Here is a 12,507-nt window from a genome sequence, read left to right on the forward strand (position 1 = left end):
CCCTTTCTCGAAGCCCAAAAATAAAAGCCTTGCGTAGCAAGGCTTTTATTTTTGGGCTTTTAAAATTTGCCAGCTTAACCCGAACTGACGTTAACTACTTAGTTTTGAAATTTTTTTTCTAATTTTTGGCTGGCTTGAGAAAGGGAAAAGCAGAATATCCAATAGATCAGAGCGACAAATAGATAGACTTCAGCATAGCGTCCGATAAACTCTGGCTGGGATAATACAGTCCGCGATATACCCATGAGATCGACTAAACCAACGATCGCTACTAGGGAAGTGTCTTTAAACAATCCTATAAACTGTCCGACAATCGCAGGAATGGAAGCTTTGAGGGCTTGGGGTAAAATGATTAAAGCAATTGTCGAGGGGATGCCGAGCCCCAATGCTCGCGCAGCCTCCGCTTGACCTTTGGGAATAGATTGTAACCCCCCGCGAACATTTTCCGCCAGATAAGCCGCACTAAAGAACACGAAGGCGGCGATCGCTCTTAAAACGCGATCGATTTCCAAACCTGCGGGTAAGAATAGGGGCAACATTACCTGCGCCATAAATAAGATGCCGATTAGGGGCAATCCCCGCACAATCTCAATATAAAAGATACAAAATAATTTGATCAGAGGTAGGGTACTTTGTCTGCCTAAAGCTAATAAAACTCCTAGGGGAAAGGAGAAGGTGATACCAGAGATGGCGACGATTAAAGTGAGGACTAATCCATTCCACATATTTACATCAACGGCTGATAATCCTAAATTCCCGCCAACTAACCACAGTGATATAGGAAAAGATGCAAACCAAGCGATCGCTAAAAGGAGAGAACTTTGGGTAAACCTTTTGCTCTGCTGTCCGATGACAAAGCCAATCGCGATCGTCCCACTAATTGCTAAGGTTAAGCCCCTAAAGAGGAGATCAACGGGGAGTAGAATCGCAAGGGCAATGGACAGGGCTCCAATTGCGATCGCGACTGAGCGGCTAAATCTCCCCCACAACCCCCAAGAAGTACCAGCAAGAGTGCCGACTAGCGCTAAAATACTCCACAATCGCCAAAATTCAGTTACGGGATAAAGCCCTACTAAAAATAGACGCAGGTTGCTACTGACCACTGACCACTGGGCTATGGTCGTCGCCCAAATCAATGCTCCGCCAACAACTTGATAGAGCAGCCATAGACAAAAAATTGTCAGTAAACTATTCACCCAGTTACTAAATAGATTTTTCCTCATCCATTGCCAAGGACTTGGTGCTGCTATGGTTGGCTGGGCAGTCAGGTTTTGCGTCATAGAGCGGCATCTGTATGATTTTTTGTGTGATTTAATTTATAAGTAGCTAGGCATAATTAAAACCCAGAATCAAACCCTGTAGCGCACGCGCAGCGTGCGCTATAGGTTTTGGGGTTTGCGCTTAGCTACTTAGTTGTCGCTAAGTATATCAGGACATAAAACCGAAAAGAGAATTGCAGCGCTGAGCGCTGCAATTCTCTTTTCGGTTTAGAAGGAATTTATTTGTTATTCTCGGAAGCGGGATCGCCCTTGTAGGGTTGGGCTCCTGTAGCAGGAAAATTGTCTTTACTAGGGCTGAAAATCCTCGCGATCGCATCGCTTAGATATTCCACCGTATTCATGAATGTTTGTTTTAAGCCGTTCATAACTATCACCTTTAAAGGAATATCTAGAGAACTTGATTTGGGGTTTATTTAGGATTTATTTTCCTATTCTGTGTATATGATAGTACTTAAATTGTTAGGGATCGCTGATTTTAAGCTGCCTTAATAATTATTTGAGTTTCGACATATGTTGCTATGAAATTCATTAATTTTACTGGAGCTGCCAGTGTTCTGGGATACTCTACTGTGTTGCAAAATCATTGTAGGTTCAACTATCTGGAGCAACCAAGCTATAAGAATATATTGACTTACATATTGACGTAAACATGACTCTATTAGAATTTACGATTCGACTAGTAGCAGCTTTTGTCTTAGGCTCTCTACTGGGATTAGAAAGGCAATGGCGGCAAAGAATGGCTGGACTGAGAACAAATACTCTTGTGGCAACTGGTGCAGCCATATTTGTAATGTTGTCAGCATCCACCACGGGTGATTCTAGTCCTACGCGCATTGCGGCTCAGGTGGTCTCAGGAATTGGCTTTTTAGCAGGTGGCGTAATTTTACGGGAGGGTTTGACTGTACGCGGACTGAATACTGCGGCAACTCTCTGGTGTGCAGCAGCGATCGGTGCAACTTCTGGGGCAGGATTATTGATGCACGCTGTCATTGGCACAGGTATGGTATTACTTGCCAATGTTGTGTTACGACCTATAGGGTATCGCATTAATCAACAGCCGCTCAAAGGTACAGAGTTAGAACTTTGTTATCGCTGTGACGTGATCTGTCGTGCCAATGATGAAGCACATGTTCGTGCTTTGTTATTACAGTCAATTGAAGGTAAAAAACTCAAGTTGCGATCTTTATTTAGTGAAGATATGGCTGAACAATCTGATCGTGTTAGTGTTGAAGCTGAAATGGTGACGCAGGAACGCAACGATTCATTATTAGAGCAGGTTGTTAGCCGCCTCAGTCTAGAACCAGGAGTGCTGTCTGTAAATTGGCGAATCATTGAGCAAGAATTTGGTTAAGCGATCGCAAATTGAGTAAAGCGATACCAATTATTAAAATTTGTTATTGTTATGGGACAGTTTTGAGGGAAAATATACCTGATTGAGTACAAATTTTCTTAAGCAATTGTAACTATGGTCGCTGCACCCTCGAAACCTCAAACTCTTGAGACACTCTGCATTAACTCCATCCGCTTTTTGTCGATCGATGCGGTCGAAAAAGCAAAATCTGGTCACCCCGGTCTGCCGATGGGCGCAGCACCAATGGCTTTTGTGCTGTTCGATCAGTTTTTAAAGTTTAATCCTAAGAATCCTAAGTGGGTAGATCGCGATCGCTTTGTCCTCTCCGCAGGACATGGTTGCATGTTGCAATACTCTTTGCTCCACTTGACTGGCTACGACAGCGTCACCATCGAAGATATCAAGCAATTCCGTCAGTGGGGCAGCTCCACCCCTGGACATCCTGAAAACTTTGAAACTGATGGTGTAGAAGTTACCACAGGTCCTCTCGGTCAAGGTGTTGGTAATGCCGTTGGTTTAGCGATCGCTGAAGCCCATTTGGCGGCGCGTTTCAATAAACCAGGGCACAATATCGTCGATCACTATACCTATGTCATCCTTGGCGATGGTTGTAACATGGAAGGGATCGCTTCCGAAGCTGCTTCCTTGGGCGGTCACCTCAAGCTCGGCAAGCTGATCATGATGTATGACAGCAACAGTATTTCCATCGATGGCAGTACCGACCTCGCCTTTACCGAAGATGTAGGCAAGCGCTACGAAGCCTACGGTTGGCACGTTGTTAAAGTTGCTGATGGTAACGAAGATCTCGATGCGATCGCTAAGGCTTTGGCTGAAGCCAAATCTGTCACTGACAAGCCTAGCTTGATCGTGGTTACTACCACCATCGGTTATGGCTCTCCTAAGAAAGCTGGTACTGCTGGCGTTCACGGTGCGGCTCTTGGTGGTGATGAAGTTGCCGCGACCCGTGCTAACCTCGGTTGGGAATACGAACCCTTTGACGTTCCTGCGGATGCACTTAGCCGTTTCCGTCAAGCGATCGATAAGGGTGCTAAGGCTGAAGCTGAGTGGAACGAGCGTTTTGCTGCTTACGAAAAAGCATACCCTGCTGAAGCTGCCGAATTCAAGCGGATTATGGCTGGCGAACTTCCTGAAGGTTGGGAAAAGGCTCTTGAACCTGTCGCTCAAAAGGAAACCTCAACCCGTCTTCTTTCTGAAGCTTGCTTGAATGCATTGTCTCCCGTACTTCCTGAATTTTTGGGCGGTTCCGCTGACTTGGCTCACTCCAACATGACCTATGTGAAAGGGCTAGCTGATTTCCAATACGGTTCTTATGAAGGTCGTAACTTCCGTTTTGGCGTTCGCGAACATGGTATGGGCGCAATCATGAATGGGATGGCGCTGCATGGCGGTACAATCCCCTATGGTGCAACCTTCCTCGTATTTGCTGACTATATGCGTGGCGCAATGCGTCTCTCGGCACTAGCAGAAATCGGTGCATTGTACATCCTGACCCACGACTCCGTAATGCTCGGTGAAGATGGACCTACACACCAACCCGTAGAAACCATCGCTTCCTTGCGTGTAATTCCTAACTCCTTGACCATCCGTCCTGCAGATGCCAATGAAACTGTGGCTGCTTACCAAGTGGCGATCGCTAACCGCAAGCGCCCTAGCTTCCTAGCTTTCACCCGTCAGAATGTGAAGAACCTCGCTGGTACTTCCATCGAAGGCGCGAAGAAGGGTGGTTACATTGTCGTTGATGCCCCTAATCCCGAATTGATCATCATCGCTACTGGTTCCGAATTAGCTCTAGCTGTGAAAGCTGCGGAAATCTTAGCTGCTGAAGGTAAGGCTGTTCGAGTTGTGTCGATGCCTTCTCAAGAACTCTACAATGAGCAATCCGATGAGTATAAGGAATCTGTACTTCCTGTCTCTGTCAAGAAGCGCGTCAGTGTTGAAGCTGGTAGCACCTTTGGCTGGCACAAGTATGTTGGTTCTGAAGGCGCTGTTATCGGTATGGATACCTTCGGTGCTTCGGCTCCTGGTCCAGTTGTTTACGAGAAGTTCGGCTTCACCGTTGATAACGTCGTAGCAACTTCTCGCAAGGTTCTCGGTTAATTACATAAAGAAGCATTTCTTTTAGAAATGCTTCTCAAACAAAAAAGCGCACATAGTGCGCTTTTTTTGTTTTCTAGGTTTATAAACAGAACATCTTCATCTAATCTTGTCAAAATACAATATTTTTGACGATCTTGAGATTTACCATTAATATTTTAGATGTTTGCCACTGTGTCGATTTCGGGCATGTGTTCGTTACGCTCCTCTAGGCTTTGTTTAGCTATATTGACGCTGGTGATAGGACTGCAAGCGGTAAATGTGATAGAAAAGTTGCCAGAAGTATTTTTCGGTCAAGCCACAGGTAGAAGCACCGCGCAGCACTACATTGGAGTACCACTCATTGGGCGCGAGCTCACGAGATAGCTTATTGACAACGCTGTAAGTCCGCACATTTGCATAGACCTTTTTATCAACCGTAACTGTTATCAGTTCGTGCTGGTAGCCCCCTCGCGATACATCCTCACGGATATCTAAGCGATCGCTCAAGCGCATCGGCAAACAATATAAAACCCCTTCTACATAGGAATTCGGATCCTTCACAATATCCAAGCAACCGCAATCGCGATGGGGCGATCGGTAATAAAAACCGAGCCTATATCCACTTAAACGCGCCACCCCGACGACATAATGATGGGCTGTTTCCCCCAGCGATCGCTTCAAATCTACAGGACACATACAGGAACCGTAAGCAAAGTAATAAAACATCGGCTCCGATGGACATAATCCTAGTTCAGAATCTACTGAGGTCTGTAACTGCTGTATTGACTTTGATTTGAGCGAATCTACCATATCGATAACATTTGGCAAAAACTATTTAGTATTCTGTGATACCTACAAAAAGTATAAAGCTTTGTGTATGCTCATCAGGATTAACTAGTTCACAAGTTTTTAGCGGTTTAAAAACTCTAAATAATGCTTATAGGAATGAGTATGTCGCACATAATTTTAAAAAAATATGCCTGAGTATACAAAAACAGATCTAGAGGCAGAAAATTTACCCAATGATCGGGAGCCCCTGTTACCTAAAAAAACTTCTTTAGGTGAAATAGCCCTAGTTTTTAGCAAATTAGGGATAACTGCCTTTGGTGGACCTGCCGCTCACATTGCCCAGATTGAATTGGAGGTGGTACAGCGTCGCCAATGGCTCAGTCGGGAGAAGTTATTAGACTTGCTGAGTATTAGCAATTTAATTCCAGGACCAAATTCCACCGAGTTAGTAATTCATGTGGGTTTGGAGCGGGCTGGGTGGCAAGGGATGCTTGTCGCGGGAAGTTGTTTTATTTTGCCTGCGATGCTAATGACATGGGGATTGGCGATCGCCTATGGGCAGTACCAATCAATTCCTACGGCTGGTGGGCTACTTTACGGGATCAAACCCGTAATTATCGCGATCGTTCTTCAAGCTTTGACCAAACTAGGGCGATCGGGACTAAAAAGTGCTGCAACTTGGAGCGCGGGCATTTTGGTGTTGGTCTTATATTTACTTTCTATTAACGAAATCATTCTCATGCTGAGTGCTGGTCTGATTGTCGCCTTAGTCGCTAATCTCCATTCTCTCAAAAAGTTTCGATTTTTATCCTTGACGATTTCTCCTTTGTCTTGGGGAACATTTACCTTGGGCGCGATCGCTACCGAAAGTCACCCGAAAACTTGGCTAGCTGTATTTTGGAGCTTTCTTAAAATTGGTTCCTTCCTCTATGGTGGTGGGTATGTCCTATTGGCTTTTGTGCAACAAGAATTTGTCGATCGCCTGCATTGGTTGACTTCACAGCAGTTATTGGATGCTGTAGCGATCGGGCAATTTACTCCTGGTCCAATTTTAACGACGGCAACCTTTATTGGTTATCTTATTGCAGGAAATTTGGGAGCGATCGCGGCGACGATTGGTATTTTCTTACCCGCATTTATGTTAGTTCCATTGATAAATCCCTTTGTCTCAAAATTACGTAAATCACCTTGGACTGCGGGTTTCTTAGATGGAGTGAATGCTGCTTCCATTGGTTTGATGGCAGCCGTAGCATGGGAATTAGGACGCGGAACTCTAACCGATATTTGGACAATTGTTATTGCGATCGCCAGTCTTGCCATTCTGCTTAAATTTCCGAAATTAAATTCGGTCTGGTTAGTACTCGCTGGCGGTGCGATCGGTTGGCTACTTAAGTTTTATCAATAGTCCCGAACTCCATGTGGGACATCTTCACACAAAGAAGGAAACGCTATACTAAGCAAATTACTAAGCAAATTACTAATAAGCTAGGCATAAGTAAACTTAAAGCCTAGAAGAGCATACCGCCCGCATAGCGGGCGGTATGCTCTCTGGTTTTGGTTTTTAATTATGTCGAACTACTTAATAAGCAAATTACTAAAACTTTTGCGGTTGAGGTCAATTTTATGGTTCTCCAAGTCTCACCCATTAAAATCGAGCCAAACATTACTTGGGAAGCTTTACCCGCCGACTTCGTATTACCCGATGATCCCGTGGAAAATATTCAACAACCGATTTTAGCTGCGGCACTCACCGATGCCTTAGGAGCCGCAGGACTAATCCAACCAGAAATGCTTGTTGGGTCTAGCTTTGGTTTAGTTGCCTCCGTAAATTCGCGAACTATCGTCAAAGCCCCTGACTGGTTTTACGTGCCTAGAGTTAATCCCATTAGCGAAGAGTTTGCGCGGCGCAGTTATACCCCAAATCTAGAAGGCGAACCCGTGGCGATCGTAATGGAGTTTCTATCAGAGACAGAGGGTGGCGAACTTTCGATTAGGGCAACCCCTCCCTATGGCAAGCTTTATTTTTACGAAAGAATTTTGCAAGTCCCGACCTATGTCATCTACGATCCTTCCGTATCGAGTATAGAGGTGAGATGTTTACAGAATGGTCGGTATGTGCTGCAAGAACCGAATAGTCAAGGGCAGGTATGGATTCCAGAACTAGATTTATTTCTCGGAATTTGGTTGGGAACGCGGTTAGGGCAATCGATGAATTGGTTGCGTTGGTACGATCGCTCTGGCAAGTTGTTACTATGGAGCGCTGAACAAGCTGAACGAGAACGGCAAAGATCGGAAATACTAGCAGCAAAGTTACGCGAACTTGGTGTCGATCCCGATACGCTGACTTAAATTTAATTTAAAATTCAATAACATTCTTATCACTAGTACTGCTACTACCACCAGATAAATCGAGATAATTAACCCCGATCAGTTTGCTAATTTCTGCTTTGCGTTGTTTTGCTTCTTTGATTTTAGCTTGACATTCATAGCCAAAGTCGGGATTGGCAATCACATCCGTGCTTTGATATTTACTCAGCCAGTCCTTTTCATGTTTCTCACACATGATGTATTGAATTTTCGCGATCGCCGTTCTTACAACAATTTGAGGGCGTAGTAGGGCAACGCGGGAGTTTTCATCGAGCCAAAGCAGATGCTGCAATTGTTGGGCGACTTCTTCTTGTTCCGCACAGAGAATTTGTAATTGTTGGACTAGATGATCGGGATAGGGTTCTTCCGTTGCAAGGGAAGTTTTATTGGCTTGGAGAAGATTGAGAATTGTTTGCCAAAGATAGCGATGATTCGATTGGGTAAATTCAATATTCTCTTCTTCGGCAATCTCTTGGTATAGGTAGGCGCGATGTTGAGGAAAATGCAGATAGATTTGCAAAAGTTGGGCTTCCGCAGAATGCAACGCATTGGTTGTAGGGGAGAGTGATGGAGCGGGTTTATTACTATTCCATCTGGTATTGCGTAATTGGCGGCGCAGATCTTGCTCTAGGCGCAATGCTAGGTAAGAATTTCCTTGAGATAATTTTTGGGCGGAACTATGAATGTAATGGGTACGAAAGAAGGAATCGACGGGCAGATTGTTTAATAATTGCGCGATCGCTTGACTACTCTTTTGGAAGCGATCGGCTTGATTGAGATCCTGTCCCGATAGAATTTGGTCGATTTGCCAATCGAGAAATAGTGGCGCATTTTCGAGTAAAGCTTGATAGGCTCCAGCGCTATGTTGCTTCAGATATTCATCGGCATCTTTGCCATCGGGCATCGTCAGAACTCGTAATTGCACAGTTCCATTAAAAACTAATTCTTTAAATCCTGCGATCGCCTTTTCTGCTGCCGTAATTCCTGCTTTATCCGCATCGAAATTTAAAATTACATTTTTGGATTCGGTATAGCGCAGCAATTGCTTCATCTGGTCGGCATTGAGAGCAACACCCATCGTAGCGATCGCTTGTCCAATTCCCGCTTGATGCAAAGCGATCGCGTCAAAATATCCCTCGACGACAATTGCTCGATCGGATTTGGCAATCTCATCTCTTGCCTTATCCATCGCAAATAAAACAGTACCCTTGCTAAAGAGTTCCGTTTCAGGCGAGTTTAAATACTTGGGTTCCTCATCACCGAGCGAGCGTCCGCCAAAGGCAATTACCCGACCACGAGTATCGTGAATGGGAATCATCAAGCGATCGCGAAAGCGATCGTAAAATCCATTTCCCGTTTTACGCGGAACGATTAAACCCGCTTCTTCCACAAGCTTCATGGGAATCTGCTTTTGCTGTACCAGATATCCCATCAGGGTTTCCCAACCCGCAGGCGCATAACCTAGTTGAAATTTCTGGATGGTATCTTGGCTCATTTGCCGCTTTTCAGTGAGATAGGCTAATGCGTCTCGTCCTTGATGGGCATGAAGTGCGTGTTGATAAAAGCTCGTCGTCAATGCCATTACTTCGTATAGCCGATCGCGATGGGAGATTTGACGCTGAATTTCTTGAGCTTTTTCTGGCTCGACAGTTTGAATGGGAACGTTGTAACGTTTTGCCAAATCTAAAACTACGTCAGAGAACGATCGCTTATCGATCTCCATCAAAAACTTAACTGCCCCACCTGCTGCCCCACAGTTAAAGCAGTGGTACATCTGTCGCGATGGGTTAACGGTTAAGGCGGTGGCGTTTGTGCCGTTGTGAAAAGGGCAGGCTCCCCGAAAATTCGCCCCACTTTTGCGTAGCACGACGCGCTCAGACACGATATCGACAATGTCTGCTTTTTGACTTACTTGGTCAATCGTATCTTTGTGGATCTGGTACTGTGCAGACATAGCGATCGCTTATTTATAAACCGCAGTATGCTCCATACATTTTATATCAATCAACCTCAAAAAATAAACTTACAGCGCTTTGCGCTCAAACCCAAACCAAGGAAATTCTTGAAAGCGTTGCTTCGCAGCGTTTTCAAGAATTTCCTTATGGTTCGTTTGATTGATAATTGCGGTAAAACCTAGAAGTACGTATCAGTAGGTAGCGCCCGCGTAGTGGGCACTACGCATTCGGATTTTGGTTCTTACAGCTTTAGAGATCGCCTATAATAGCAACTTGATAGCTCAAGTAGATAGCGCAAGTAAATAGCTAAGAGGCTTTTGAGGTTATTCGGATGCTACAAGTCGATCTCAAACATCTGCCCACCAGTGACGAATTACCTGATTCTGACGATACGCCCGTGGATAACGAAGACCAAAACTTTTTACCAAATTTGCTATTGTTCTTGTTGGAATACATTTGGAAAAATCGCGATGATTGGTACTTTGGTGTAGATATGGGAATTTATCACACCACTGGCGTAAGTCCGAGAGTTCCCGTAATTCCCGATGGGTTTTTGAGCTTGGGAGTGGAACGTCGTAAAAATGGTGGTTCACGTAGCAGTTACGTAATGTGGGAAGAAGAATATACTGCCCCGATTTTGACCATAGAAGTTGTATCCCATAGCTATGGTGATGAATACGAGAAAAAATTAGATATTTATCGCAAATTAGGGGTCAAGTATTATGTAATTTACAATCCTCAATTCTGGCGGCGCGATGGACATTTGCCCTTTGAGATTTATAAATTAGTTGATGGAGATTACCAATTACAGATTGGTGAACCTCTATGGATGCCAGAGATCGGCTTAGGTATTGGTCGTGCTGTATTGCCAAGCGATCGCTTTAAACGCGAAGTTTTAAGCTGGTTTGATCAAAAAGGCGATCGCTATCTCACTGGTGAAGAAAAAGCTGATATCGAGAGGTATCGGGCTGATGCTGCACAGAAACAGGTGGATCTGTTATTAGCAAAGTTGCGATCGCTTGGTATTGATGATGAATAGATTAGCGATCGCTATATTCAGTAAATAATCATAAAGAAGGGCTAAACTAGATTTGAATGATATATTTCGGGTTTAGGTCATAGTATAGATGACATCGCTTTGAAATATGAGTTAAGAATAAGCAGGGTTTTGATATGAGTGGTTCTACTTCACAAGGTGCAAATAAGAGAGATGCTTCTAGTGAAGTAGTTAATTCTAGTGAGTTAGTGAAGGCAAGGGAACTAAGTAAAAAAGCTAAAGATTTATCTAAGGCAGGAAAGTTAGAAGAGGCGATCGCATTATTTGAGCAATCTTTAGCTATCGATCCAAATAATGGAATTACTTTAAGTTGTTATGCAATGGCAATGAGTAATGCTCGACGTTATCAGGAAGCTAACAATTTATTTGATAAATCCCTACTTATAAATCCAGATGACATAACCACACTTATGAATTATGCGAGAACACTATCATCTCAAAAAGAATTTGCAAAAGCTTTAAAAGTACTAGAGCATGGAATTAAAATAGATTATAAAAATTTTAGATTATTGACTGCTTATGCAAATACTGCTGTCAAAGTTGGCGAATACTTAAAGGCATCTGAAGCTTTTGAACTTTCTTTGGAATTGAATGATCGAAATATTCCCACATTAAACAGCTACACAAATGCGTTAGTAGAACAAGGAGAGTATCAACGAGCTTCTGAATTATTTGAACAATGCTTAGAGTTAGAGCCGCCAATTCAAGGATGAAATGCAACACCTAGAGATCTTTGCATAAAGGGACTCATAAGGATAATCTGATGATAATCACAACACACAGGATATCCTCATGAGCTTTACTCATCTTAGCATCACCGAAAGAAGTGAACTGTATAAACTGAGAGTAATCGAGCAACTATCAATGACAGAGATTGGTCGTCGGATGAAACGCAACAAAAGTACGATATCCAGAGAGCTATCGCGGAACACAGATGAACGCGAGATCGGATATCTGCCAGATACGGCAGTAGCCCTGATGCAGGCAAGACGGAAGCAAGCAAAGGTAAGATTCCAGAGCATCAGTGACAAGACGATTGTCGAAGTAAAGCAACGTTTAGAGCAACACCACAGCCCAGAGCAACTGGCAGGGAGGATGAAACGGGAGGGGTTAGGTAAAATCAGCTATGAGACGATTTATCTGATGATCTATGCAAACCATCAAGAGATGGGAATATATCAACAATATCTGCGGCAAAAGCAGAAGCAAAGGCGGCGCAAAAGCCGCAACCAGAAACGAGGTGGTATCCCTAATCGAGTAGGAATTGAGAATCGTCCGAAGATTGCGGATTTAAAGACAGAGATAGGACATTGGGAAAGTGATACGGTAATCGGTTGTAACCACACATGTATCGTAGTTACCCATGTTGATAAAGCATCAAAGTACTTACTTGCTGGACTAGCTAAGAACAAGACAATGGACGAGATAAATAGAGTAACACTCAAGCTATTTGAGCCAGTGAAGTCAACATTCCGAAAGACAATGACCTTTGATAATGGCAGAGAATTCTGTGGACATGAGAAGCTATCCGAAAGGCTGCAAATAGAGACTTTCTTTGCAAATCCCTATCATTCATGGGAGCGCGGATTGAATGAACACACGAATGGATTG

General features: G+C 43.9%; 11 protein-coding genes. 7 read left to right on the forward strand and 4 right to left on the reverse strand.

Annotated features, from left to right (window positions below):
- Positions 1–98: 98 nt before the first annotated feature.
- Both PSE7429_RS16575 and PSE7429_RS26385 read right to left on the reverse strand, forming a co-directional pair.
- Positions 99–1,280, reverse strand: coding sequence for an amino acid ABC transporter permease (locus tag PSE7429_RS16575; RefSeq protein ID WP_009628430.1), 1,182 nt, complete (start codon positions 1,278–1,280; stop codon positions 99–101).
- 218 nt (positions 1,281–1,498) lie between these two features.
- The gene (locus tag PSE7429_RS26385; protein ID WP_009628431.1) at positions 1,499–1,645 is read right to left on the reverse strand and encodes a hypothetical protein; all 147 of its coding nucleotides are present in this window, start codon (positions 1,643–1,645) and stop codon (positions 1,499–1,501) included.
- A gap of 284 nt (positions 1,646–1,929) precedes the next feature.
- Between PSE7429_RS26385 and PSE7429_RS16580 the strand changes: the two genes are divergently transcribed.
- Entirely contained in the window at positions 1,930–2,631 is a 702-nt protein-coding gene (locus PSE7429_RS16580; protein WP_009628432.1) for an MgtC/SapB family protein, read from the forward strand.
- 114 nt (positions 2,632–2,745) lie between these two features.
- Positions 2,746–4,749 carry a transketolase gene (gene tkt / locus PSE7429_RS16585; RefSeq protein ID WP_009628433.1) on the forward strand — a complete coding sequence of 668 codons (2,004 nt, stop codon included), beginning with the start codon at positions 2,746–2,748 and terminating at the stop codon, positions 4,747–4,749.
- 216 nt (positions 4,750–4,965) lie between these two features.
- On the opposite strand, the gene PSE7429_RS16590 is transcribed toward tkt, so the two are convergent.
- Positions 4,966–5,538 carry a gamma-glutamylcyclotransferase family protein gene (locus tag PSE7429_RS16590; RefSeq protein WP_009628434.1) on the reverse strand — a complete coding sequence of 191 codons (573 nt, stop codon included), beginning with the start codon at positions 5,536–5,538 and terminating at the stop codon, positions 4,966–4,968.
- Between the two features lie 166 nt (positions 5,539–5,704).
- Here PSE7429_RS16590 and PSE7429_RS16595 point away from each other — a divergent pair, with 166 nt between their 5' ends.
- Positions 5,705–6,922: a chromate transporter gene (locus tag PSE7429_RS16595; RefSeq protein WP_009628435.1), complete on the forward strand. Its 1,218-nt coding sequence runs from the start codon at positions 5,705–5,707 to the stop codon at positions 6,920–6,922.
- A 218-nt stretch (positions 6,923–7,140) separates the two neighbouring features.
- Positions 7,141–7,866 (forward strand): Uma2 family endonuclease, encoded by a 726-nt coding sequence (locus tag PSE7429_RS16600; protein WP_009628436.1) that lies wholly within the window; start codon positions 7,141–7,143, stop codon positions 7,864–7,866.
- 7 nt (positions 7,867–7,873) lie between these two features.
- Here PSE7429_RS16600 and dnaG read toward each other — a convergent pair whose 3' ends face one another.
- Positions 7,874–9,838: a DNA primase gene (gene dnaG, locus PSE7429_RS16605; protein WP_009628437.1), complete on the reverse strand. Its 1,965-nt coding sequence runs from the start codon at positions 9,836–9,838 to the stop codon at positions 7,874–7,876.
- Between the two features lie 332 nt (positions 9,839–10,170).
- On the opposite strand from dnaG, the gene PSE7429_RS16610 reads away from it, so the two are divergent.
- From PSE7429_RS16610 to PSE7429_RS16620, 3 genes are all read left to right on the forward strand, one after another.
- Positions 10,171–10,878 (forward strand): Uma2 family endonuclease, encoded by a 708-nt coding sequence (locus PSE7429_RS16610; RefSeq protein ID WP_009628438.1) that lies wholly within the window; start codon positions 10,171–10,173, stop codon positions 10,876–10,878.
- 134 nt (positions 10,879–11,012) lie between these two features.
- The gene (locus PSE7429_RS16615; RefSeq protein ID WP_009628439.1) at positions 11,013–11,609 is read left to right on the forward strand and encodes a tetratricopeptide repeat protein; all 597 of its coding nucleotides are present in this window, start codon (positions 11,013–11,015) and stop codon (positions 11,607–11,609) included.
- Between the two features lie 79 nt (positions 11,610–11,688).
- The coding region (locus PSE7429_RS16620; RefSeq protein WP_009628440.1) for an IS30 family transposase at positions 11,689–12,507 on the forward strand (819 nt) is incomplete at its 3' end.

Origin of the sequence: Pseudanabaena biceps PCC 7429 (assembly GCF_000332215.1) — a bacterium.
Classification (GTDB): domain Bacteria; phylum Cyanobacteriota; class Cyanobacteriia; order Pseudanabaenales; family Pseudanabaenaceae; genus Pseudanabaena; species Pseudanabaena biceps.

Coding starts and splice junctions, on each gene's coding strand:
- PSE7429_RS16575 (WP_009628430.1), bottom strand. CDS start 1,280: ATGACGCAAAACCTGACTGCCCAGCCAACCATAGCAGCACCAAGTCCT.
- PSE7429_RS26385 (WP_009628431.1), bottom strand. CDS start 1,645: ATGAACGGCTTAAAACAAACATTCATGAATACGGTGGAATATCTAAGC.
- PSE7429_RS16580 (WP_009628432.1), top strand. CDS start 1,930: ATGACTCTATTAGAATTTACGATTCGACTAGTAGCAGCTTTTGTCTTA.
- tkt (WP_009628433.1), top strand. CDS start 2,746: ATGGTCGCTGCACCCTCGAAACCTCAAACTCTTGAGACACTCTGCATT.
- PSE7429_RS16590 (WP_009628434.1), bottom strand. CDS start 5,538: ATGGTAGATTCGCTCAAATCAAAGTCAATACAGCAGTTACAGACCTCA.
- PSE7429_RS16595 (WP_009628435.1), top strand. CDS start 5,705: ATGCCTGAGTATACAAAAACAGATCTAGAGGCAGAAAATTTACCCAAT.
- PSE7429_RS16600 (WP_009628436.1), top strand. CDS start 7,141: ATGGTTCTCCAAGTCTCACCCATTAAAATCGAGCCAAACATTACTTGG.
- dnaG (WP_009628437.1), bottom strand. CDS start 9,838: ATGTCTGCACAGTACCAGATCCACAAAGATACGATTGACCAAGTAAGT.
- PSE7429_RS16610 (WP_009628438.1), top strand. CDS start 10,171: ATGCTACAAGTCGATCTCAAACATCTGCCCACCAGTGACGAATTACCT.
- PSE7429_RS16615 (WP_009628439.1), top strand. CDS start 11,013: ATGAGTGGTTCTACTTCACAAGGTGCAAATAAGAGAGATGCTTCTAGT.